Source organism: Streptomyces pimonensis, assembly GCF_041380215.1.
GTDB lineage: Bacteria > Actinomycetota > Actinomycetes > Streptomycetales > Streptomycetaceae > Streptomyces > Streptomyces pimonensis.
Genome location: NZ_JAHWZY010000021.1, coordinates 34,505 through 57,422, shown reverse-complemented (window position 1 = coordinate 57,422; position 22,918 = coordinate 34,505). Strand labels below are relative to the sequence as shown.

At 72.8% G+C, this 22,918-nt stretch carries 21 protein-coding genes and 1 pseudogene; 15 read left to right on the top strand and 7 right to left on the bottom strand.

The genetic code is table 11. The features are described from left to right. Positions 1 to 17: 17 nt before the first annotated feature. The 6 genes from ribH to KYY02_RS21270 all read left to right on the top strand — a co-directional run bounded on the left by ribH (position 18) and on the right by KYY02_RS21270 (position 4,923). Positions 18 to 503 (top strand): 6,7-dimethyl-8-ribityllumazine synthase, encoded by a 486-nt coding sequence (gene ribH / locus KYY02_RS21295; protein WP_371240206.1) that lies wholly within the window; start codon positions 18 to 20, stop codon positions 501 to 503. A gap of 34 nt (positions 504 to 537) precedes the next feature. Further along, a complete protein-coding gene (locus KYY02_RS21290; RefSeq protein ID WP_004990764.1) occupies positions 538 to 810 on the top strand; it encodes a phosphoribosyl-ATP diphosphatase in 273 nt (90 codons plus the stop codon). 47 nt (positions 811 to 857) lie between these two features. After that, positions 858 to 1,742, top strand: a complete 885-nt coding sequence (hisG, locus tag KYY02_RS21285) for an ATP phosphoribosyltransferase (RefSeq protein WP_371240204.1) — start codon at positions 858 to 860, stop codon at positions 1,740 to 1,742. 20 nt (positions 1,743 to 1,762) lie between these two features. Beyond that, on the top strand, positions 1,763 to 2,233 hold the full coding sequence (locus KYY02_RS21280) for a PH domain-containing protein (protein ID WP_371240202.1): 471 nt from the start codon (positions 1,763 to 1,765) through the stop codon (positions 2,231 to 2,233). Between the two features lie 285 nt (positions 2,234 to 2,518). Then, positions 2,519 to 3,850, top strand: a complete 1,332-nt coding sequence (locus KYY02_RS21275) for a hemolysin family protein (protein ID WP_371240200.1) — start codon at positions 2,519 to 2,521, stop codon at positions 3,848 to 3,850. Next, complete coding sequence (locus KYY02_RS21270) at positions 3,847 to 4,923, top strand: hemolysin family protein (protein WP_371240198.1); 1,077 nt, start codon at positions 3,847 to 3,849, stop codon at positions 4,921 to 4,923. Before KYY02_RS21275 ends, KYY02_RS21270 begins: the two co-directional genes overlap by 4 nt. Positions 4,924 to 5,095: 172 nt before the next feature. On the opposite strand, the gene KYY02_RS21265 is transcribed toward KYY02_RS21270, so the two are convergent. Then, positions 5,096 to 6,967: an AAA family ATPase gene (locus KYY02_RS21265; protein ID WP_371240196.1), complete on the bottom strand. Its 1,872-nt coding sequence runs from the start codon at positions 6,965 to 6,967 to the stop codon at positions 5,096 to 5,098. Positions 6,968 to 7,395: 428 nt separating this feature from the next. After that, positions 7,396 to 8,016, bottom strand: coding sequence for a uridine kinase family protein (locus KYY02_RS21260; protein WP_371240266.1), 621 nt, complete (start codon positions 8,014 to 8,016; stop codon positions 7,396 to 7,398). Between the two features lie 316 nt (positions 8,017 to 8,332). Here KYY02_RS21260 and KYY02_RS21255 point away from each other — a divergent pair, with 316 nt between their 5' ends. From KYY02_RS21255 to KYY02_RS21240, 4 genes and pseudogenes are all read left to right on the top strand, one after another. Then, a complete protein-coding gene (locus tag KYY02_RS21255) occupies positions 8,333 to 9,712 on the top strand; it encodes a C39 family peptidase (protein WP_371240194.1) in 1,380 nt (459 codons plus the stop codon). Between the two features lie 143 nt (positions 9,713 to 9,855). Then, entirely contained in the window at positions 9,856 to 9,996 is a 141-nt protein-coding gene (locus KYY02_RS21250; RefSeq protein ID WP_371240192.1) for an SCO1431 family membrane protein, read from the top strand. 46 nt (positions 9,997 to 10,042) lie between these two features. Beyond that, positions 10,043 to 10,754, top strand: a pseudogene (locus KYY02_RS21245) (TetR/AcrR family transcriptional regulator). A 311-nt stretch (positions 10,755 to 11,065) separates the two neighbouring features. Beyond that, positions 11,066 to 12,238, top strand: coding sequence for an acyl-CoA dehydrogenase family protein (locus tag KYY02_RS21240; RefSeq protein WP_371240190.1), 1,173 nt, complete (start codon positions 11,066 to 11,068; stop codon positions 12,236 to 12,238). Positions 12,239 to 12,569: 331 nt separating this feature from the next. On the opposite strand, the gene KYY02_RS21235 is transcribed toward KYY02_RS21240, so the two are convergent. Further along, positions 12,570 to 13,004 (bottom strand): hypothetical protein, encoded by a 435-nt coding sequence (locus KYY02_RS21235; RefSeq protein ID WP_371240188.1) that lies wholly within the window; start codon positions 13,002 to 13,004, stop codon positions 12,570 to 12,572. A 267-nt stretch (positions 13,005 to 13,271) separates the two neighbouring features. Between KYY02_RS21235 and KYY02_RS21230 the strand changes: the two genes are divergently transcribed. The 4 genes from KYY02_RS21230 (at position 13,272) to fxsA (ending at position 17,581) form a co-directional block, all read left to right on the top strand. After that, a complete protein-coding gene (locus tag KYY02_RS21230) occupies positions 13,272 to 13,712 on the top strand; it encodes an Lrp/AsnC family transcriptional regulator (RefSeq protein WP_371240186.1) in 441 nt (146 codons plus the stop codon). A 219-nt stretch (positions 13,713 to 13,931) separates the two neighbouring features. After that, a complete protein-coding gene (locus tag KYY02_RS21225; RefSeq protein WP_371240184.1) occupies positions 13,932 to 15,536 on the top strand; it encodes an amidohydrolase in 1,605 nt (534 codons plus the stop codon). A 539-nt stretch (positions 15,537 to 16,075) separates the two neighbouring features. After that, the gene (locus tag KYY02_RS21220; RefSeq protein ID WP_371240182.1) at positions 16,076 to 16,927 is read left to right on the top strand and encodes a polyprenol monophosphomannose synthase; all 852 of its coding nucleotides are present in this window, start codon (positions 16,076 to 16,078) and stop codon (positions 16,925 to 16,927) included. Between the two features lie 72 nt (positions 16,928 to 16,999). Beyond that, a complete protein-coding gene (gene fxsA, locus KYY02_RS21215) occupies positions 17,000 to 17,581 on the top strand; it encodes an FxsA family membrane protein (protein ID WP_371240180.1) in 582 nt (193 codons plus the stop codon). A 110-nt stretch (positions 17,582 to 17,691) separates the two neighbouring features. Here the strand turns inward: fxsA and KYY02_RS21210 are convergent, their stop codons facing one another. The 4 genes from KYY02_RS21210 to yczE form a co-directional block, all read right to left on the bottom strand. Continuing rightward, positions 17,692 to 18,066 carry an RNA polymerase-binding protein RbpA gene (locus KYY02_RS21210; protein WP_042173984.1) on the bottom strand — a complete coding sequence of 125 codons (375 nt, stop codon included), beginning with the start codon at positions 18,064 to 18,066 and terminating at the stop codon, positions 17,692 to 17,694. Positions 18,067 to 18,343: 277 nt separating this feature from the next. Next, positions 18,344 to 19,690 carry an MFS transporter gene (locus KYY02_RS21205; RefSeq protein WP_371240177.1) on the bottom strand — a complete coding sequence of 449 codons (1,347 nt, stop codon included), beginning with the start codon at positions 19,688 to 19,690 and terminating at the stop codon, positions 18,344 to 18,346. Between the two features lie 51 nt (positions 19,691 to 19,741). Beyond that, positions 19,742 to 20,509, bottom strand: coding sequence for a glycerophosphodiester phosphodiesterase family protein (locus KYY02_RS21200; RefSeq protein ID WP_371240175.1), 768 nt, complete (start codon positions 20,507 to 20,509; stop codon positions 19,742 to 19,744). Beyond that, positions 20,506 to 21,171, bottom strand: a complete 666-nt coding sequence (gene yczE, locus KYY02_RS21195) for a membrane protein YczE (RefSeq protein ID WP_442538159.1) — start codon at positions 21,169 to 21,171, stop codon at positions 20,506 to 20,508. The genes KYY02_RS21200 and yczE overlap by 4 nt, the downstream gene beginning before the upstream one ends. 99 nt (positions 21,172 to 21,270) lie before the next feature. Between yczE and KYY02_RS21190 the strand changes: the two genes are divergently transcribed. Further along, positions 21,271 to 22,770, top strand: coding sequence for an SCO1417 family PLP biosynthesis transcription factor (locus tag KYY02_RS21190; protein WP_371240171.1), 1,500 nt, complete (start codon positions 21,271 to 21,273; stop codon positions 22,768 to 22,770). Positions 22,771 to 22,918: the final 148 nt, after the last annotated feature.

The following is a 22,918-nucleotide window of genomic DNA, read 5'->3' as shown; positions in this document are numbered from 1 at the left end:
GAACACCGAGGAGAGACGTGAGCGGCAAGGGTGCACCGGAGTTGTCCGTACGCGACGTGGGGGACCTGCGGGTCGCCGTCGTCGCCGCGCAGTGGCACGAGAAGGTGATGAAAGGACTGGTGGACGGCGCCCTGCGCGCCCTGCACGACCTCGGCATCGACGAGCCGACCCTGCTCCGGGTCCCCGGCAGCTGGGAACTCCCGGTCGTCGCCAAGGTCCTGGCCGGACGCGGGTACGACGCGGTCGTTGCCCTCGGCGTCGTCATCCGGGGCGGCACGCCCCACTTCGACTACGTGTGCCAGGGCGTCACCCAGGGCCTCACCCAGGTCTCGGTCGACACCGGCGTCCCCGTCGGCTTCGGTCTGCTCACCTGTGACGACGAGGAGCAGGCCCTGGACCGCGCCGGACTGCCCGGCTCCAGCGAGGACAAGGGGCACGAGGCGGTCACCGCGGCGGTGGCGACCGCGGCCTGCCTGCGTTCGGTATCCGAACCCTGGCGGTGAGCAGCCCCCGTCACCGCGTAGGGTAAGGACCACCATGTCCAAGAAGACGTTCGAGGAGCTCTTCACCGAGCTCCAGCACAAGGCAGCCCACGGCGATCCCGCCACCTCCCGCACCGCCGAGCTGGTCGACAAGGGCGTCCATGCCATCGGCAAGAAGGTCGTCGAGGAGGCCGCCGAAGTCTGGATGGCCGCCGAGTACGAGGGCAAGGAGGCGGCCGCCGAGGAGATCTCGCAGCTGCTGTACCACGTTCAGGTGATGATGGTCGCCCGCGGCATCTCCCTCGACGACGTCTACGCCCACCTGTGAACCCTCACGTTCGCGACACACCCCTCCACACGAAGGAAGCCGACCTCATGCTGCGCATCGCCGTCCCCAACAAGGGTTCCCTGTCCGGCCCTGCGGCGGAGATGCTGCATGAGGCCGGCTACCGGCAGCGCCGCGAGTCCAAGGAACTGCGGACCGTCGACCCGACGAACGAGGTCGAGTTCTTCTACCTCCGCCCCCGCGACATCGCCATCTACGTCGCCTCCGGGCAGCTCGACATCGGCATCACCGGCCGCGACCTGCTGATCGACTCCGGCGCCGACGCCGAGGAGATCCTCCCCCTCGGCTTCGCCCGCTCCACCTTCCACTACGCCGCCAAGCCGGGCACCGTCGGCGGCCTGGCGGACCTGAAGGGCAAGACGATCGCCACCTCCTACGAGGGCATCGTCGCGGGGCACCTCGCCGGCCACGGCATCGACGCCTCCGTCGTCCACCTCGACGGCGCCGTCGAGACCGCCATCCAGCTCGGTGTCGCCCAGGTCATCGCGGACGTCGTCGAGACGGGCACCTCACTGCGCAACGCCGGACTGGACGTCGTCGGCGAGCCGATCATGAACTCCGAGGCCGTCGTCATCCTCCCCCGGGCTCGAACGCACTCGCCCGGGGGGACCCCCACCACCGGCGCGGACGGCGAGGAGCCCAAGGTGCGGCAGTTCCTGCGTCGCCTCCAGGGCGTCCTGGTCGCCCGGACGTACGTGATGATGGACTACGATTGCCGCGTCGAACAGCTCGAGAAGGCCGTCGCCCTCACCCCGGGACTGGAGTCCCCCACCGTGTCCCCGCTGCACAACGAGGGCTGGGTCGCCGTCCGTGCGATGGTCCCGTCCAAGGAGGCACAGCGGATCATGGACGACCTGTACGACATCGGCGCCCGCGCCATCCTCACCACGGCCATCCACGCCTGCCGCCTCTGACCGGGGCCCGGAGCACCACCATGTCGGACGCAACCGCGGACCAGCTGCCCGAACTGCCCGTCACCTTCCGCCCGGGCCGCACCCGTGTGGTGCTGCTCACAGCCGGCGTCGCGCTCTTCGCGGTCATCACCCTGATCGCGCTGTTGCTGGACCAGCTCGGTCCGGGGGAGCGGCTCAGCTTCGTGTTCACCGCCGCGCTGCTGGCCGGCGTGCTGTTCCTGCTGGCCCGGCCGAAGGTCGTCGCCGACGAGGCGGGCGTCACCGTCGTCAACATCATGAGCCGGCGCCGCCTGGAATGGGCGGAGATCCTTCAGGTGAACCTCCGTCCCGGTGATCCCTGGGTCTTCCTCGGCCTCAGCGACGGCACCAGCCTGCCCGCGCTCGGCATCCAGCCGGGCATCGCCAGACAGCGGGCCGTCGCCGACGCACGGGCCCTTCGGGCGCTCACCGAGGCCCGTTCCACCGCCGGACCCGAGGCGCCCCGGAGCTGACCCGGGGCCGTCCCTCCGGAGGGGGCGGTTCGGGGCCCGGCTCCGGGAAGCGCCGGGGACGTCCACCTGCCGCAGCCGCCCGTGTCTTGATTAATCTGGGTGGCGGAGGCGCGGCGACCGCGCCTCCGCCCCTGCCGCCCCGCCCGGTGCACAGGGGCTCCAGCTACCCGAGGAGTGACCCTCTCCGGCGATGGACGGATCGTCCTGCAGTACCTGCGCCGCCCCCTGCCGACACAGCGCGGACCCGCTCCACGGAGCCCGCGCGCATGCGGAGGCGGCGGCATCATGACCACCTCCTTGCTGCTTCTCGCAGCCGCTTTCCTGCTGATCCTGGCCAACGGATTCTTCGTGGCCGCCGAGTTCGGGCTGGTCACCGTCGAGCGACCGGACGCCGAACGGGCCGCCGCGGGCGGCGACCGGCGCGCCCGCCGGGTCGTCGAGTCGCTCGGGGAGCTCTCCTTCCAGCTGTCCGGGACCCAGCTCGGCATCACCATCACCTCCCTCGTCGTCGGCATGCTGGCCGAACCGGCGCTCGCCGGGCTGCTGCGCGGCCCCCTCACCGGCATCGGCGTCCCCGAGGGCGCGGTCCCCGGTGTCTCCGTCGTCATCGGCATGCTGCTGGCCTCCGCGGTGCAGATGGTGATCGGCGAACTCGTCCCGAAGAACTGGGCGGTGTCCCGCCCCCTGCAGGTGGCACGCTTCGTGGCCGGCCCGCAGCACGCGTTCGCGCGGCTCCTCCGCCCGGTCATCGCCGGGCTGAACGCCGTGGCCAACCGCCTGGTGCGGGCCCTGGGCATCGAGCCCGCCGAGGAGCTGGCCTCCGCCCGTACCCCCGGCGAACTCGTCTTCCTGGCCCGGCACTCCGCCCGGGCGGGCACACTGGAACAGGACACGGCGGACCTCTTCGTCCGCACCCTGTCCCTGGGCGGACTGACCGCACAGCACGTCATGACGCCGCGCGTGAGGGTCAACGCCCTGCAGTCCTCGGCGACCGCCGAGGACGTGGTCAACCTGACCCGGGCCACCGGCCTGTCCCGCTTCCCCGTCTACCGGGAGCGGATCGACGAGATCGTCGGCATGGTGCACCTCAAGGACGCCCTCGCGGTGTCCGTGCACGACCGGCTGCGCGCCCCCGTGGGCCGCATCGCCCGCCCGGCGCTGCTCGTCCCCGAGACCCTGCCCGTACGGCCGCTGCTCACGCGGCTGCGCAGTGAGCAGCCCATCGCGGTCGTCGTCGACGAGTACGGCGGCACGGCCGGCGTCGTCACGCTGGAGGACATCGTCGAGGAGATCGTCGGCGAGGTGCGCGACGAGCACGACGGACAGGACGTCCCCGAACTCGCCCCCGCCCCGCCCCAGGACGGCAACCCCGCCTGGGACGTCGACGGCGGCGTCCGGATCGACATCCTGCTGCGCATAGGCCTGGAGGCGCCCGAGGGGCCGTACGAGACGGTGGCCGGCCTGATCGCCGATCTGCTCGGCCGGATCCCGGCCGTCGGCGACCACGCGGAACTGCCCGGCTGGCGGCTGTCGGTGCGCCGGGTCGGCCACTACCGCGCCGAACGCGTCCGCCTGGTCAGAACGGCCCCGCTGCCCCTGGTGGAGGTGGCCGGATGAGCGTGCTGCAACTCCTCTTCGCCGCGCTGCTCGTGCTCGCCAACGGCTTCTTCGTCGGCGCCGAGTTCGCCCTGGTCTCGGTCCGCCGCAGCCAGGTCGAACCGCTCGGCACGGCCCGCGCCCGCCAGGTGCTGTACGGCCTGGAGCATCTGCCGCAGATGATGGCGGCGGCCCAGTTCGGCATCACCGTCTGCTCGCTGACCCTGGGCGCGGTCGCCGAACCGACGGTCGCCCGTCTGCTGGAGCCGGTCTTCGAGTGGATGCACCTGCCGCACGGCGTGATCCACCCGCTCGGCTACGTCATCGCGCTCGCCGCGGTGGTCTTCTTCCACCTCGTCATCGGCGAGATGGTCCCGAAGAACCTGGCCATGGCGGCCCCCGAGAGGGCCGCACTGTGGCTGAGCCCCGGCCTGGTCTGGTTCGCCCGTCTGTGCAAGCCGGTCACGATCGCGCTCGGCGCCTGCGCCCGGGCCGTCCTGAGGCTGTTCCGCGTCGAACCGAAGGACGAGGTGGAGGCCGTCTTCACCAGCGAACAGCTCAACCGGCTGGTGGAGGACTCCGGCCAGGCGGGTCTTCTCGATCCCGAGGAGGCCGAGCGCCTGGAGGACGCGCTGGAACTGGGCTCCCGCCCGGTGACGGACGTCCTGCTGGACCGCGATTCGCTGGTGACGGTCGTGCCCGCGGTCACCCCGGGACAGATCGTGGAACTCACCGCCCGCACCGGGTACTCCCGGTTCCCGGTGGCCGTGGACGACGGTGCCTTCATGGGCTACCTGCACGTCAAGGACGTACTGGACCTGGAGGACTCCGACCGGACCGTCCCGCAGCACCTCTGGCGCCCGATGACGACCCTCCGTCCCGAACTCCCCCTGGACGACGCCCTCACGGTGATGCGCCGTGCCGCGACCCACCTGGCCCAGGTCTCCGACGCCTCCGGCAGGGTACTGGGTCTGGTCGCCCTGGAGGACGTACTGGAACTCCTGGTGGGCGAGGTCCGGGACCCGGCCCACCGAGAGGTGACGGTCACACCCCGGCGGGCGAGCGGAACCCCAAAGGAGGCACTGGCGACGTAGCCGCCGCAGCTGCGGGCGATCCGCCTCCCCCAGTGCCTTCAAGGGCGTGGGAGGTGCCCCAGGACGGCACGGGCGGGCGAGGGGGTCCCGATCGGGCGAAGCCGGAAGTGGGGGAGGCACCCCGCAAGCGCGGGCGATCCGACCGGCCCCCGAGCCGCCCCGTCGCCGGCGCTCACATCGGCGACGGGTCCGTCGGCCTCCGCCCCGACAGCACCTCCCCGTACGCCTGCATCAGATCCGGCAGCCGCAGAGTGGCCAGGTCGTCCCGGGTCAACGCCCCGGGATACACGGACAACCGCAGATCCCGATACGCACAGCTCTTCTCGTACAGCGTCCGCAGGAACCGCCCGTTCCCCAGCTCGTCGATCCACCCCTGGTCCACCACGTGCCCGGCGATCGACCGCAGCTCCTCCAACGCCTCCTCGTCCCACACGTCACCGTTCTCACCGGCCAGCACCTCACCGATCGCGGTCAGCTCCAGCGGCCGGTACGAGGGAAAGTCCACCCGCGTGGTGAACCGCGACGACAGTCCCGGATTCGCGGCCAGCAGCCGGTCCATCCCCTCCGGATACCCGGCGAGGATCACCACCAGGTGATCCCGATTGTCCTCCGCCCGCTTCAGCAGCACCTGAAGCGCCTCGTCCCCGTACGCGTCCCCCTTGCCGTACCCGGAGTTGGACAGCGCGTACGCCTCGTCCACGAACAGCACCCCGCCCAGCGCGGAATCGATCAGCTCGTTGGCCTTCACCGCGGTCTGCCCCAGGTACTCACCGACCAGATCCGCCCGCTGGGCCTCCACCAGATGGTCGCCACCGAGCAGTCCGAGGGCGTAGAACACACGGCCGAGGATGCGGGCCACCGTGGTCTTGCCGGTTCCGGAGGGGCCGGAGAAGACGAAGTGGCGTTTCGGCGGCTGTACCGGAAGACCCTGCCCGGCCCGCAGCCGCGCCATGTTCAGCTGCGCCGACAACGCCTTGACCTGCCGTTTCACCGGCTCCAGGCCCACCATGCGCTCCAGTTCGGCCAGCGCCTCCTCCAGTAACGCGGGGTCCGTGGGCCCGGCGGGCGGCGCTGGCGTCCTGGCGCCCGCCCGCTCCCGCACACCCGGAGCGGTGACCGGAGGCATGGGCCCCGGTACGGGCTCGGGCGCGGACAGCCGCAGGTCGCGCCCCTCGGTGCCGAACAGGGGATCGAGTGTGTCGGGGCCGTCCACGCCGTCCTGCCCGGCCCCGGTGAGCGTGATCGCGGCGAGATCGGCGGAGTCCTCGTACCCGTCGCCCTCGGAGATCGCGGTGAGCCGGGCGGAGGTGTCCATGAAGGCCGGATCGACCCGGTGCACGGCCCGGTACAGGGGGAGCGCTGCGGCGCTGCGGCCGGTCCCCTCGTGGGCGCGGGCCAGCCAGTAGCGCAGCTCCTTGCGCTGCGGCTGTTCGCTGCGGCATCGCATCAGCGCCGTCGACAGCAGGGGTTCGGCCTGCCCGTACATCTCCAGACGCACCCGCGCCATGCCGCCGAACAGGCCGGCCTCGATGCCCAGGATCGGGTCCTCGACGAGGGAGTCGGTGTGCCGGACCAACTGCTCCCAGTCCTTGACCAGGTAGGCGCGGCAGGCGTGCAGGAAACGGACCTGCGGATCGGTGTCCACCGGGGGCAGTCCGGCGAGCGCCCGGTCCAGCTCGGGGACGTGACGCCCGTCCAGCCAGTGGGAGGCGTGCGCCAGCAGCAGGTCGCGGGGGCTCTCCAGCACCGGCTGTACCCACCAGCCCAACCAGTACCAGGAGTTCAGGGGGCGGTGGTGCCGGGCGCGCTGTTCGCCGAAACGCTCCCGGTGCCGGAACATCCTGAGCAGCGCGGTCGTCGTGTCGACGCGCAGTGCGTGCAGCCCCAGCCAGCCGTCGGCCATCCCCGGGTCGATCCGCACCGCGGCCCGGAACTCCTCCTCCGCCTGCGGATAGGCGCCCATCGTGTAGGCGTCCACGCCTCGCAGCCAGGCGAGGTCGGCCGGGGCCTGCGGGCCTTGCGGGCCCTGCGTGCCGAAGTCCATCACGTCCCCCACAGGCCGTGCCCCCGTCGGTGTGCCGGCCGGCCCTCGCCCGTCGGCTCCCGTTGGTCGAACCGCTGTGCCGCGGACCGGAGTTGCAAGGTGCGCGAAGCAGCTTCCGTAGGTCGCACCGAAAGCATCGTACCTGCGACGGCGTCACGTCCGCAGGGTGCCGTACGCGCCGAGGGGCGGGGCGGGAGGGGGAGCACGGACCGCCTGTGGTGACCCAGGGTGATCGTCATATGCCGCTGGGCGTCCGAAAGCGTGAAGAGGGCAGAACGAAGCCCCCGGTCACGGGGGAACAACCGGGGGCTTCGCGTCTGCCGACGGCTCCGAAGGGCCGCACATTGAGAACGTAAGACCTGTACGGGACCCCGGTCAAGCCGAGTTGGGGCACTCCGGCGACTTGTCCGGGACCACTCTTCACAGGTTCACCACGATGCAGGCGGATCGTCACCGTGCGTGAGCGGAGAGGGTGGTCCAGCCGTCGGGGAAGGCCCGGGAAGCAGTTCGTACCCCTTCGGGCGCTGGCGCACCAGAAGTCCGGCGAAGGGGCGTGAGGGGTCGTCGGCGAAGTGCTCGCGCTCCGCGCGCACCCAGCCGTCCCAGAACTCCCGCTGCTCCGCCCCGTCGCGGGCCCGTCCGCGCGACCAGGACTCCTCCCGGGGGAGGTCCATCCACAGCAGCAGCGCCAGGTACGGGCGCAGGGCGCGGCGTCCCGCGCCGACGCCCTCCACGACGATCACGGGGGCGGGTGGCAGTGGGCGGGGCGGCCCGAAGCGGCGGGACCGCCAGTCGTAGGGGGAGTAGTGCGCGGTCTCGCCGCGGCCGAGCGGCTCGATCACCTGGCTCAGCAGCCGTCCGGTCCAGTCGAACAGTTCGGTGTGGTCGGCGATGTCGTCAAGCCGCAGCACCGGAGCGCCGTCCAGCGCCGAGGCCAGCCGTGCGGCGAACGTCGACTTCCCCGAGCCGGCGTGCCCGTCGACGCCGACGAGTCGGACCGGGCCGCACGAGGGGGCGAGCCGGCGGATGCGGGAGGCGAGATCGTGAATGGCTGGTTCCCGGGGGAGGAGGGCTTACCGGAGCACTCTAGGCCCTTCGACGGGCGAGCCCCGGACGGAGGGGCCTCGACGGGCGGCGAGCCCCGGACGACTGATGAGCAAGCCCCCGGACCCCGGGTCGTACGGACCCGCCCGGGCCCCGCCGCTGGTCGGATGTCGGCCGGGCGCGGCACGGCCGGGGTGCTGGCGGGATCCGCCCGGCTGCGTTCATAGTTGGCGCACACCCGCTCCGTCCGGCGGACGCCCACCGCCCGGCCGACCGTGCTTTGGTCCTGTCCCGACTCCGACACCCGGGGGTCCTCCACCCATGAGCAGAGCCGAACTTCCCTCCCGCCGATCTCTCCTGGCCGCGGCGGTCGTCGCCGCCGTCGCCGGGAGCGCGGGCCCGGCGTCCGCCGGCGCCCCGACGGCCGGCATCCCGGCCGGGCGCGCCACCGACCCCCACCGGGCTGCCGTCCGCCCCGTCGACAACCGGGCCTGGGTCTCGTACACCGACTGGCTCGGCGGCGCCGGCGACGGGACCCGCCCCGTCGCCGGCGCCCGCCCCGGCATCGTGATCGCGGGGCCCGCCGGTGTCACGGAGTACACCGATCCGCACACCGGCCGCACGGCCGCCTGGGAGTACGCGACCTGGACCTCGCCCGTGCACCGTCCCAGGGTCCCGGCGACGGAGGCGATCGCCTCCTGGAACGCGCACACCCCCGAGGGCACCTGGCTCAGGATCGAGCTGAAGGGCACGTACTCCGACGGTACGGACACCCCCTGGTACGTCATGGGGTGCTGGGCCGCCGGGGACCAGGACATCCGGCGCACCTCGGTGGACGACCAGAGCGACGGGAGGAGCACCGTCTGGACGGACACCCTCTCCGTGGACGACGTGGCCTCGGGCCTGCGCGTCGCCTCGTACCGGCTGCGACTGACCCTCTGCCGGCGCCCCGGCACCCGGCTCACCCCGACCGTGTGGCGGCTCGGGGTGATGGGATCCGACGTCCCCGACCGGTTCACCGTTCCCGCCTCGAAGCCCCGCCTCGCCAAGGAGCTGATCGTCCCGCGTTACTCGCAGGAGATCCACAGGGGCCGGTACCCGGAGTACGACAACGGCGGCGAGGCCTGGTGCAGCCCCACCTCCTCGCAGATGATCATCGAGTACTGGGGCGGACGGCTCACCGAGGAACAGCTGTCCTGGGTCGACCCGTCCTACGCCGACCCGCAGGTCTGCCACGCGGCCCGTCACACGTTCGACCACCAGTACGAGGGCTGCGGCAACTGGCCCTTCAACGCCGCCTACGCGGCCACCTTCGAGGGCCTCCAGGGCGTGGTCACCCGCCTCGGCTCCCTCGCCGACCTGGAGACGCTGGTCGCCGCGGGCATCCCGGCCGTCACCTCGCAGTCGTTCCTGGAGGAGGAGCTGACCGGGGCGGGGTACGGCACCTCCGGACATCTGATGGCGGTGACCGGCTTCACCGCCGACGGCGACGTGATCGCCAACGACCCCGCCTCGGACGACAACGACGCCGTGCGCCGTGTCTACCGGCGGCGCGAGTGGGAGAACATCTGGCTGCGGACCAAGCGGTACAACGCCTCCGGGAAGGTGGCGTCCGGCACCGGAGGGGTCTGCTACCTCTACTTCCCGGCCCGGCCGACCCCGCGGCAGCGCGAGGCGCTCGCGGCGGTGGGCGTGCGCTGAGCCGGCCCGGCCGGGGGCCCGGACGCCCGGGGCCCTCCGGCCGTGTGTGACCGACCTCTCGGCCGCGAGAACCGTTCACGGTGGCAAAGTGGACGTCAGTCGCAGAGGGATTCACCGCACCGCAGAGAAACCAGTGAGAAGCCATGACCGCGCACGCAGCCACCGTCATCCGCGCCCGCACCGGCGGACCCCGGGAGGACGGCCCGAAGATCGTCGAACACGCCATGGGGTGGTCCCTCGTCGTGGTCCTCGCGATGCTCGTGACCCAACTGGGACTGCTGTGACCCGAGGTCGCGAGGGCCTCGTTCCGAACCTTCCGGACGGCCTGACATGCGGCGGCGGGACCTCCCACCGCCCGCGGGAGGGCCTGGGCCGGAGAAGATCCGGGTCGAAATCGGGTATCGGCCGGCGGTCCGCCGTGCGCCCCGCGGTACCGAGCGTTCATCCGCGCGCCGCGCCGAACCCATCGCCGTCGGGCGGAGGTTCTTCGCGGACACGTCGTACGACGCGTTCTCGATGGACGCCCTCGCACGCCAGGCGCAGGTCGCCAGGGGGCTGATCTACCACTGCTTCCGCTCCGTGCGCGGCTGCTACCCGGCGACCACCGAGGACCCGGTGGCCGGCCCGGTCATCTTCGCCGCCGACGGGGCCGGACCGCCGCCCGTGGAGCGGGTGCACCGCGCCGTCGACAGCTACCTGCGGTACGCCGGGCACGGCCAGGCCGCCCACCGCGCGATCGTCAGCGGCGGTGACGGCTTCGACACCGAGGTGCACGCGATCCGGGACGGGGGCGCGAGGCCGTCGTCGCGACCGTCGCCGAGGGCGCCCACGGCCGTACGGGCATCGCGCCGGTGGCGCGGATGGGGCTGCCGGCCCGGGGTGCAACGTGGAGGGCGCCGTGCTCGCCTGGACCGACCGCGGTGAACTGTCCCGCGAGACCACGGGCGAGCTGCTGGTGAAGACGCTCGGCGGGGCCGTGCGCGCCGTCGAGGAGCTGGACCCCGCCTACCCGGCCCCGGCGCCCGTCCGCCGCGACGCCTGACGTCCACGTCCCGTCGCGCGCCTCCCCGCCCCGGGCGGCGGCATCCGGGGCGGGGCCGCACGGGCGGGCGCCGCCCATCACCCTGCGTTCGGATTCGCGTGCGGTGAGTGCGCGAGAACTTCCTTGGGTAAGCGATCGTTAACTAGTGACTTGCTGCGGCCGATCGGGCATACTCGCAGCGCACAGCCGCTGGTCAGCACCTTCCGAGACCCGGGAGTGCGAGCATCGGCCAGGCATCGATACGACCCGGCGGAGCCGCCCCCCACCCAAGGCGCGCGCCGATGTGCCCGAACAGGGAGGAGAGCGTCGCCATGCCCGACCGCGCCCCGCAGCCGGTGGACCGGCAACTGCCCACGGACGAGGCCCGTGACCTGATCTCGCTCGTCCGCGACATCGCGCAGCGCGAGGTCGCCCCGCGGGCGGCCGAGGAGGAGGATGCGGGACGCTTCCCGCGCGAACTGTTCACCCTGCTCTCCGAGTCCGGTTTGCTCGGCCTGCCCTACGACTCCGAGTACGGCGGCGGCGACCAGCCGTACGAGGTCTACCTCCAGGTCCTCGAAGAGCTCGCCGCGGCCCGCCTCACCGTCGGCCTCGGTGTCAGCGTGCACACTCTGGCCTCCTACGCGCTCGCGGCCTACGGCGCCAAGGAGCAGCAGGCCGAGCACCTGCCCGCGATGCTCGGCGGCGGCCTGCTCGGCGCCTACTGTCTCTCCGAACCCGCCTCGGGCTCCGACGCGGCCTCCCTGCGCGCCAAGGCGGTGCGCGACGGGGACGACTGGGTGATCGACGGCACCAAGGCGTGGATCACCCACGGCGGCATCGCCGACTTCTACACGGTCATGGCCCGTACCGGCGAGGAGGGCCCGCGCGGCGTCACCGCGTTCCTGGTGCCCGGCGACGCCGAGGGACTGAGCGCCGCGGTGCCGGAGAAGAAGATGGGGATGAAGGGCTCGCCGACCGCCCAGGTCCACCTCGACGGCGTCCGGGTCCCCGACGCGCGGCGGGTCGGCGAGGAGGGGCAGGGCTTCGCGATCGCCCTGTCGGCGCTGGACGGCGGACGGCTCGGCATCGCCGCCTGCGCGGTCGGCCTGGCCCAGGCGGCGCTGGACGAGGCGCTCGGCTACGCGGCCGAGCGGCGCCAGTTCGGCAAGCCGATCGCCGACTTCCAGGGACTGCGCTTCATGCTCGCCGACATGGCCACGCAGATCGAGGCGGGGCGCGCGCTGTACCTGGCGGCGGCCCGGCTGCGCGACGCGGGGCGGCCGTTCGCCAAGCAGGCCGCCATGGCCAAACTGCACTGCACCGACACGGCGATGCGGGTCACCACCGACGCCGTGCAGATCCTCGGCGGCTACGGCTACACCGCGGACTTCCCCGCCGAGCGCTACATGCGCGAGGCCAAGGTCCTGCAGATCGTCGAGGGCACCAATCAGATCCAGCGCATGGTCATCGCCCGCCACCTCGCGGGCCCGGAGACCCGCTGAGCCGGCCGGACCCTCGCCAGGGTGCGGCGAGCCGGGTCCACTCCGGGCCCTGCCACCGGGGCGGAGCGCGGCCCCGGTCGGCCCGGACCCGCATGGGATCGCGGTGGATCGGCGGATCCGGGGGCCGCGGCGGCGCGGGTACGACCGCCTCGGCGGGCGGCGGCGCGGAGACGCGGCGTTCCCCACGGTCGTCGAGTACGTGGGGGGCCGTCATGCCCGGGCGACGCGGGAGCGGCCGGACGGGGCGCCGGCCCCGGGAACAGGACGTGCGTCCACGGCCGTCCCCCGTGGGGAGGGCGGCGGGCCGCGCCGCCCCCGTACCGGCGTGCGCTCAGGCGGCGTGCCGCCGCATCGCCGGGACCCGGATCGGACGCGAGCCCGGTCCGCCGACGTGCGAGAAGGGCTGGGTGCGCCAGTCGAGTCCCTGCGGGAGCCTCAACAGCAGGGCGGTGTCCTGTTCCTGGGGAGTGACGGTTTCGTCGGCAGGCCGTGCCTCGGCGGCCCGGCGGCCGGTGCCGGCGCAGACCGTGAGCCCGAACGGGTTCCACGGCGAGGCGCACAGCGCGTGCTCCGGCAGGACGTCCTCCTCCGCGAGCAGGGCGATGGGCTGCGCGCAGTCCGGGCAGACGACCCGGTACATCTCGAAGGTGTCGTAGGCGTCGAGTTCCTCGTCCGGTGCGTCGGGTTCGACATACTCCGGGTCGAGCTCGACGACCGGCTGCTGCCGCTTGGACGTGGTACGACCAGGGCGCTTAAGACTCTGCATTGGGTTCTCCCCCTCGGGCTGGGCCGTGAAGGCACTGCGGCCTCGACCACAGCAAGCACTTCCCGTCCCCCCTCCGGGGTAATCACGGGAACATCACGGAGGCCGCTCGAAAGGTGTGGCGTTCGTCACACGTCGCGTGCGGATGCCCCGTGCGGGGCCTTTGTCCCCCCGGACCGCGCGCCGCGGCCCCCGGCGCGTCACGAACCGGGCATGACCCGGACGGCTCAGGTGTCCGAGGAGGTCAAGCGCACTGTAGGTTCTTGCGCCATGGAGGAGCTGGACCGACAGATCGTGCAGCTGCTCGTCGAGGACGGGCGGATGAGCTACACAGACCTGGGCAAGGCCACGGGTCTGTCCACGTCGGCCGTGCACCAGCGGGTGCGCCGGCTCGAACAGCGTGGCGTCATCCGCGGCTATACCGCGGTGGTCGACCCGGCGGCCGTCGGCCTGCCCATGACCGCCTTCATCTCGGTCAAACCCTTCGACCCCAGCGCCCCCGACGACATCGCGGACCGTCTCGCCGACGTCCCCGAGATCGAGGCCTGCCACAGTGTCGCGGGCGACGAGAACTACATCCTCAAGGTACGCGTGTCCACACCGCACGAACTGGAGGAACTGCTCGCCCGCGTACGCTCGCTGGCGGGCGTCTCCACCCGTACGACGGTGGTCCTCTCCACCCCGTACGAAGCCCGCCCGCCGCGCGTCTGAACGCCGCGCTCGTTCCGGCCCGTCCGGCGGAAGCAGGCCCGCCCGGCGTTCGAGGGGCGCAGTGCCGGGGCGGAGCCCCGGGAGCGGGAAGGGGCGACGGAACCGGGGACGGCCACGCGGGGACGCGTCGCCCCCGGAGGCGGACCGTCGGGGTGTCCCGGCCGCGGTGAGACGGCCCTGCGTGCGGAGCGGCCCGCGCGACGCGGGAGACTGTGGGACATGAGTGAACGCCCCGCCTCGCACCGCACCGTCCTGCTCCGCCGTGGAGAGGTCCACAGCCCCGCCGACCCCTTCGCGACCGCGATGGTCGTCGAGCGCGGCCAGGTCGCCTGGGTCGGCTCCGAGGGCGCCGCCGACGCCTTCGCGGACGGGGTCGACGAGGTGGTCGACCTCGACGGAGCGCTGGTCACCCCCGCGTTCACCGACGCGCACGTCCACACCACGGCCACCGGTCTCGCCCTCACCGGCCTCGACCTGTCCACCGCCCCCTCGCTCGAGGCCGCGCTGGCCCGCGTGCGGGAGTTCGCCGCCGCCCGCCCGGACGACCGGGTCCTCCTCGGGCACGGCTGGGACGCCGCCCGCTGGCGCGGCGGCCGTCCCCCGACCCGCGCCGAGCTCGACGAGGCCACCGGTGGCCGTCCCCTCTACCTCAGCAGAATCGACGTCCACTCCGCGGTCGTCACCACGGCGCTCCTTAACCTCGTCCCGGACGTGGTCACCCGTGAGGACCGTCCGCTCACCGGGGACGCCCATCACGCCGTCCGCGCCGCCGCCCTGGCCGCCGTCACCCCGGCCCAGCGCACCGAGGCCCAGCGCGCCGCCCTCGCCCACGCAGCCTCCCTCGGCATCGGCACGGTCCACGAGTGCGGGGGCCCGGAGATCTCCTCCGAGGCCGACTTCACCGGACTGCTGCGGCTCGCCGCCGAGAGGAGCGGACCGCGCGTCGTCGGCTACTGGGCCGAACAGGACGTCGCCAAGGCGAAGGAGCTGGGCGCGATCGGCGCCGCGGGCGACCTGTTCGTCGACGGTGCCCTCGGCTCGCACACCGCGTGCCTGCACGAGCCGTACGCCGACGCGGGCCACACCGGCACCGCGCACCTGGACGCGGTCGCCGTCGCGGCCCACGTCGTCGCCTGCACCGAGGCCGGCCTCCAGGCCGGCTTCCACGCCATCGGTGACGCCGCCGTGCGCACCGTCGTCGACGGCGTGCGGGCCGCCGCCGACAGACTCGGCCTCGCCCGCGTCCGCGCCGCCCGGCACCGCGTCGAGCACGCCGAGATGCTCACCCCCGAGACCGTCGCCGCCTTCGCCGAACTCGCTCTGACCGCCTCCGTCCAGCCGGCCTTCGACGCCCTGTGGGGCGGCGGGGACGGCATGTACGCGCGACGCCTGGGGCCGGAGCGGGCCCGCTCCCTGAACCCCTTCGCGGTGCTGCTGCGCGCCGGCGTCCCGCTCGCCTTCGGCTCCGACAGCCCGGTGACCCCCCTCGACCCCTGGGGAACGGTCCGGGCCGCCGCCTTCCACCGCACACCGGAGCACCGCATCTCCGTGCGCGCCGCGTTCACCGCGCACACGCGGGGCGGCTGGCGGGCGGTCGGACGCGACGACGCGGGCGTCCTGGTGCCCGGCGCGCCCGCCGACTACGCCCTCTGGCGCACCGGTGAACTCGTCGTCCAGGCTCCCGACGACCGGGTGGCACGCTGGTCCACCGATCCCCGTTCCGGCACCCCCGGCCTGCCCGACCTCGGTCCCGGCCGTGACCTGCCGGTCTGTCTGCGGACCGTGGTCGGCGGGCGCACGGTGTTCGTACGGCCGGGCGAGTGATCTACGAGGGCGGCAGGGTGACGATCATGCGTCGGGCCCTCGTCCCGCGACCTGCGCGTCCTCGCCGCTGACCTGGGATGCGAACCGCCCCGTGCAGGTCGAGCGACTGTTGACAGGCGGCCGCGGGGGGCCGGTAGGTTCGGCCGGGTCCACCACCGGACGCCCGACCGGGGAACGTCCGGCCACTCGGGTCGGTGTCGCTGGGTCAGGGACGGTGTGCCGCACCGGGGCACCGTCACTGGGAGCCAGGCTCAGCGGCGGCGCGGTACCGAGGGACGTTCCAGCCGGCCGGGGGTGCGACCCCCGGGTGGGGCCCGGGCGCTCAGTAGACAACGGCTTCAGGTCGATCCGCAGCCGGCGGGTCCCGGGCCGGCCCGAAGGGTGCCGGGCCCCATCCGCTGCCTCCTTTTCACACGTTCAAAACGTGTGTTCCTACCCGATCTTCGGTAAACGACACCACCGTATGAACGTCCTGCCACGTCGGTGCAGGCTGTGCCCACTATGGTGGGATCCTGCGCACAGGACATGAAGGGGCAGCAGTGAACGACGGCGACGGGACCCTCGCGGCAGGATCCCAGGGGAGGAACTTCGGCCCGCTCGGCACGGCTCTGGTGATCATTCCGACCTACAACGAGGCGGAGAACATCAAGGCGATCGTCGGCCGGGTGCGCGAGGCCGTTCCCGAGGCGCACGTTCTCGTGGCCGACGACAACAGTCCCGACGGCACGGGCAGGCTCGCCGACGAACTGGCCGCCGGGGACGACCACGTCCAGGTGCTGCACCGCAAGGGCAAGGAGGGCTTGGGCGCGGCCTATCTCGCGGGTTTCCGCTGGGGCATGGAGCACGGTTACGGCGTACTGGTCGAGATGGACGCGGACGGCTCCCACCAGCCCGAGGAACTGCCCCGTCTGCTGACCGCGCTCAAGGGCGCCGACCTGGTGCTCGGTTCGCGCTGGGTGCCCGGCGGCCGGGTGGTGAACTGGCCGAAGTCACGTGAGTTCATCTCGCGCGGAGGCAGCCTCTACTCGCGCATGGCGCTCGATCTGCCGCTGCGCGACATCACCGGCGGCTTCCGAGCCTTCCGCCGGGAGACGCTGGAGGGCCTCGGCCTCGAGGAAGTGGCCTCCCAGGGGTACTGCTTCCAGGTCGACCTGGCCCGCCGGGCGGTGCGGGCCGGCTACCACGTCGTCGAGGTTCCCATCACCTTCGTCGAGCGTGAACTCGGCGACTCCAAGATGAGCCGCGACATCCTCGTCGAGGCGCTGTGGCGGGTCACGGCGTGGGGCGTGGGGGAGCGGGTCGGCAAGGTCCTCGGGCGCGGCGACGACAAGCAGCAGGCCGAGCCGGACACCAAGCAGCTCGAGCCGGACGTCGAGCGGTCCGCGCCGTAGGCGTACGGTCACCCGATCACCACGGTGATCCCGCTTATCCCGTGCTGAGCCGGTCCCAGGCACACTAGGGGCATGACGACTGGCGCTCAGACCCCGTATCCCGCCCGACCCCGGCGCTCCCGGCTGCGCACCTTCCTGCCGCTGGGCGTCGTCGCATGGCTCGTGCTGGAGATCTGGCTGCTCGCCATGGTCGCCGGGGCGTCGAACGGGCTGGTGGTCCTCCTGGTCCTGGTGACCGGCGTCGTCCTCGGTTCGGTCGTCATCAAGCGGGCCGGCCGGCGGGCCTTCAAGAACCTGACCGAGACGCTGCAACAGCAGCAGGCCGGGGTGCTGTCCGAAACCCGGCCGAACAGCGAGGGCAACGGCCTGACGATGCTGGGTGGCCTGCTGCTGATCGTCCCCGGTGTGATCTCGGACGCGGTGGGACTGCTCCTGCTGGTGCCGCCGGTGCAGAAGGCCGTGAGCCGTTACGCCGAGCGCACCTTCGACCGCAAGCTCCGCGAAGCCACGGGGGGCTCCCTCGGGGACGCCTTCCAGCAGGCCCGTATCCACCGGCCCGACGGCAAGGTCGTCCAGGGAGAGGTCATCCGGGACGAGCCCGGGAGCGCTCCGGGGAACACCTCACAGGAGCCGCGCCCACCGCTGTCCCGCTGAGGGCGGCCGGGGCCGCCACCAGCAGACGGGACCGCGGGCGCCGTACATCATGTACGGCGCCCGCGGTCCCGTCTGCTGTGCGTGTGGCTTCGCCCAGGCCCCCGGAGGGATCAAGCCGACTTTCGGCTGTCCCTGGGGTGGACCGCGATATTCATCGCACCGGAACGCAGAACGGCGAGACGCTCCTCGAGGACCTCTTCGAGTTCCTCTCGGGTGCGCCGCTCCATCAGCATGTCCCAGTGCGTACGTGCGGGCTTGGCCTTCTTCTCCTCAGGGCCGTTGCCGTCCACCAGGAGTGCCTGGGCACCGCAGACCTTGCACTCCCACTCCGGCGGGATCTCCGCCTCGACCGAGAAGGGCATCTCGAAGCGGTGCCCCTTCTCGCATGCGTACTCCACGGCCTGGCGTGGGGCCAGGTCGATGCCGCGGTCCGTCTCGTAGCTGGTCACCACGAGGCGCGTGCCGCGAAGAGCTCGCTCACTCATGAATCGTGCCTCCCGGGCTTGTCGCCCACAGGACAGGTGTCGCTGTCGTCGTCATCCGGTCAACGTCCGGGCGGCGGTGAAGATTCCCGTCCGGAGCCCCGATCCGGGTCATACGTCGCCGTCGTAGCCGCAGCCTTGTCAACCAGTGCAGTACCCCCCGGCGTCCGGTTTGTCACACCCGCAAAGGGATATGACTCAGCGTTCGGCATCTTTGACGCGCAGTAACGGTACGCCTGGCAGGCCAAACGCGTACACTACAGCCCTTTCGCGGCCGCCGCTAAATCCGTTCGGGAACCGGGTTGCCCGCTTCGGCGATCGCCCGCCGCACCGGAACCCGAGCGAGCAGCGCGAAGCCCAGGACGAAGAAGCCCACCAGGGAGATGATCGCGTCCCGGTAGCTGCCCGTCAGCTGGTAGGTGAGGCCGAACAGCAGCGGCCCGAGCCAACTCGTCCCGCGGTCGCTCATCTCGTACGCCGAGAAGTACTCGGCCTCCTTGTTGGGCGGTACGAGATGGGAGAAGAGCGAGCGGGACAGCGCCTGACTGCCGCCGAGGACCAGGCCGATGCCGGCCGCCAGGACGAAGAACCACACGGGGGCGCCGGCGGGCAGGAAGTACCCGGCGGCCAGGGTCAGGGTCCAGGCGACCAGGGAGCCGAGGATCGCGCGCTTCGCGCCGTACCGCCGGGCCAGCCTGCCCAGCGCCAGTGCGCCCGCCACCGCCAGCACCTGGACCAGCAGCACGGCCACGATGAGCGTCGACTGCCCGAGCCCCAGTTCCTTCGAGCCGTACACCGAGGCCTGGGTGATCACCGTCTGGATGCCGTCGTTGTAGACGAGGTACGCCAGCAGGAACGCCAGCGTCAGCGGGTGCCGGCGCATGTCGCGGACGGTCGCCGCCAGCCGCCGGAAGCCCGGCGGGGCCGCCTCCCGCGCGGGAGCACGGCGGTCGCGCAGCCGGCGCAGCGGCACCAGCGCGAAGGCGCCCCACCACAGACCGGCCGACGCCAGGCAGATGCGCACCGCCATGCCCTCGGAGACGCCGAAACCGTCGTGGCCCGTATAGAGGACGAGGTTCGCGACGAGGACCAGGGAGCCGGCCGCGTATCCGAAGGCCCACCCGCGCGAGGAGACCGCGTCGCGTTCCTCGGGCGGGGCGATCTGGGGGAGGTAGGAGTTGTAGAGCATCATCGCGACCGACTGTGCCGCGTTCGCCACCACCAGCAGCGCGCCGCCGAGCAGGTAGCGCTCGCCGCCCAGGAAGAACATGCCCGCAGTGGCCGCGGCACCGGTGTAGGCGGCGGCCGCGAGCAGCGGCTTCTTGCGTCCGGTGCGGTCGGCGGCGGCGCCCACCAGTGGCATCACCAGCACGGCCAGGACCACCGACAGGGAGACCGAGTAGGCGAAGAAGGACCCCGCGCGCACCGGTACGCCCAGCGGGTGGACGAACCCGTCCGCGTCCGCCGCGGCCTCGGCGACCGACGTCAGATAGGGGCCGAGGAACACGGTGAGCACGCTCGTGGAGTACACGGAGCACGCCCAGTCGTAGAAGTACCAGCCGCGCTGTTCGCGCCGTCGGCCGGCCGCCTCGTCCGGCGCCGGTGACCGCACGGTGTCGGTGCCCACCCGTGCCCTCGCTTCCCCGTGAACGCGCGGAGGCGGCCGGGGGGCGGGGTCTCAGACCCAGAGGCCCCGGTCCTCCATGACCTTGCGCAGTGTGTCGATGCGATCGGTCATGATGCCATCCACTCCGAGGTCCAGGAGCCGGTGCATCCGCTCGGCCTCGTTGACCGTCCACACGTGCACCTGCAGGCCGTGCGCGTGGGCGGCCCGTACGAACCGGTGGTCGACCACCGGGATGCCCGACTGCTGCTCGGGGACCTGGGCGGCGACTGCCGACCGGCGCACCGCGGCCGGCAGTCCCCAGGAGCGCAGCCGCAGGTTCAGCACGCCCCGGGTGCCGTAGGAGGTGGCCAGTCGCGGGCCGGCCAGCCGCTGGGCGCGCACCACACGGGCCTCGGAGAACGAGCCGAGGCAGACCCGGTCCCAGGAGCCGGTGCGCCCGACCAGGTTCAGGAACGGCAGGAGGGCCGGTTCGGCCTTCACGTCGACGTTCCAGAGCACCTCGGGGAAGGTCTCCAGGAGTTCCTCGAACAGCGGGATCGGTTCCCCGCCCGCCACGCGCGCGTGCGCCACGTCCCGCCACAGCAGGTCGGCGATCCGGCCCGCGCCGTCCGTCACCCGGTCGAGCGTCGCGTCGTGGAAGGCGACGAGCCGGCCGTCGCGCGTGGCGTGGACGTCGGTCTCGATGTACCGGTAGCCCGCCTCGACGGCGCGCCGGAACTGCCGGACGGTGTTCTCCAGACCGTCCGCCGCCCCGCCCCGGTGGGCGAAGGCGATCGGGGCGGGATGGTCGAGGTAGGGGTGGCGTATCCGCGGGGTCACGGACGCAGTATCGCGTGCCGTGGTTGACCGGCGGCAACGACCGTGCTGCCGTCGGATGCCGGGGGGACGGCGAAGACGCGGAGGAACAGCTGGGCGAGCGGACCGATCGTCACCGCGTACAACAGGGTGCCCACGCCCACCGTGCCGCCGAGGGCGAAGCCGGTGACGACGACCGTGATCTCCATGGCCGTGCGGACCAGGCGGACCGACACCCCGGTGCGCCGGTGCAGACCCGTCATCAGCCCGTCGCGCGGGCCCGGGCCGAAGCGCGCCGCGATGTACAGCCCGGTCGCCGCGCCGTTGAGCACGATGCCCGCCGCCATCAGTGGTACGCGTGCGGCCACGGCGTGCGCGTCGGGCAGCACGGCCAGGGTCGCGTCCATCGCCACGCCGATCACCAGCACGTTGGAGACCGTGCCCGCTCCCGGCCGCTGGCGCAGCGGGATCCACAGCAGCAGCACCGCCGCGCCCACCAGGGTCAGCACCACGCCCATCGACAGCCCCGTCCGCTCGGACAGGCCCTGGTGCAGCACGTTCCACGGTTCGAGACCGAGCCCCGAGCGCACCAGCAGCGCCGAGCTCGCGCCGTACAGCGCCAGCCCCGCGTACAGCTGGACCAGTCGCCGTGCGAGATGCCCGTGCCGGGACGAGTACCTGGCCAAAACGTGCCCCCTGTGGTGGAAGTGGACCGACGCATGACACCCTGTGGCTCGGTGGGTGATGTCATCCATGGCCAATCCGGGAAAGGTGGACTGATTACTGTGGCACAGTGGACCTCGGCAGTGGGGGCGGCACAGCTCGCCCGGCTGCTCGGCTCCCAGCAGGACCGTCCGGCCGGTCCCGGGACCCGCCGCCCGCCCGCCTACCGTGCGCTCGCCGACGGCATCCGTCTGCTGGTGCTGGAGGGGCGCGTACCGGTGGCCGCGCGGCTGCCCGCCGAGCGGGAGCTGGCCCTCGCCCTCTCCGTCAGCCGCACCACCGTCGCCGCCGCCTATGAGGCGCTGCGCACCGAGGGGTTCCTGGAGTCACGGCGCGGCGCGGGCAGCTGGACCGCGGTCCCGGCGGGCAACCCGGTGCCCGCGCGGGGACTGGAACCGTTGCCGCCCGAGGCCCTCGGCTCGATGATCGACCTCGGCTGCGCCGCGCTGCCCGCACCCGAGCCCTGGCTCACCCGGGCCGTCCAGGGCGCGCTGGGGGAGCTTCCGCCGTACGCGCACACCCACGGCGACTATCCCGCCGGGCTGCCCGTGCTCCGCTCGACGATCGCGGACCGCTACACCGCGCGGGGCATCCCGACCATGCCCGAGCAGATCATGGTGACGACCGGTGCGATGGGCGCCATCGACGCCATCTGTCATCTCTTCGGGGGACGCGGCGAGCGTATCGCCGTCGAGTCGCCGTCCTACGCCAACATCCTCCAGCTGATGCGGGAGGCCGGCGCCCGGCTCGTCCCCGTCGCCATGGCCGAAGGGCTGGCCGGCTGGGACCTGGACCGCTGGCGCCAGGTGCTGCGCGAGGCGGCGCCCCGTATCGCGTACGTCGTCGCCGACTTCCACAACCCGACCGGCGCGCTCGCCGACGAGGACCAGCGACGCCGGCTGGTGGACGCGGCGCGTTCCGCGGGCACGGTGCTGGTCGCCGACGAGACGATGAGCGAGCTGTGGCTCGACGCCGACGTGGAGATGCCGCGCCCGGTGTGCGCCTTCGACCCGGCCGGGTCCACCGTGATCACGGTCGGCTCGGCGAGCAAGGCCTTCTGGGCCGGGATGCGCATCGGCTGGGTGCGCGCGGCACCCGACGTCGTCCGCAGCCTCGTCGCCGCACGCGCGTACGCCGATCTGGGCACACCCGTGCTGGAACAGCTGGCCGTGAACTGGCTGTTCGGCGCCGGCGGCTGGGAACAGGCGGTGGAGGTGCGGCGTGCCCAGGCCCGGCGGAACCGGGACGAACTGGTGGCCGCGGTGCGGCGGGAGCTGCCCGACTGGGAGTTCGAGGTGCCGCGCGGCGGGCTCACGCTGTGGGTGCGCACCGGTGGCCTCTCCGGCTCCCGGCTCGCCGAGGCGGGCGAACGGGTCGGCGTACGCGTGCCGTCCGGCCCCCGCTTCGGAGTCGACGGAGCGTTCGAGGGCTACGTACGGCTGCCTTTCACGGTGGGCGGCGCCGTCGCAGAGGAGGCGGCGGTACGCCTCTCGGCGGCGGCCCGCATCGTCGAAACGGGCGGCACGTCCGGCACGGAGACCCCCCGCACGTTCGTGGCCTAGTCAGGGGTACGAGTGCGACTGGGCAGGACCGATGCGGCCGGATGCGCGTCCAGGCCGCACCGGCCCGGCCGGGGCTGGCGCGCCTCCCCGGCGCGCCGGGGGTCCGGGAGGCGCCCCGGGGCGATGGCGGAGGGCGGGCGCGGCGGCA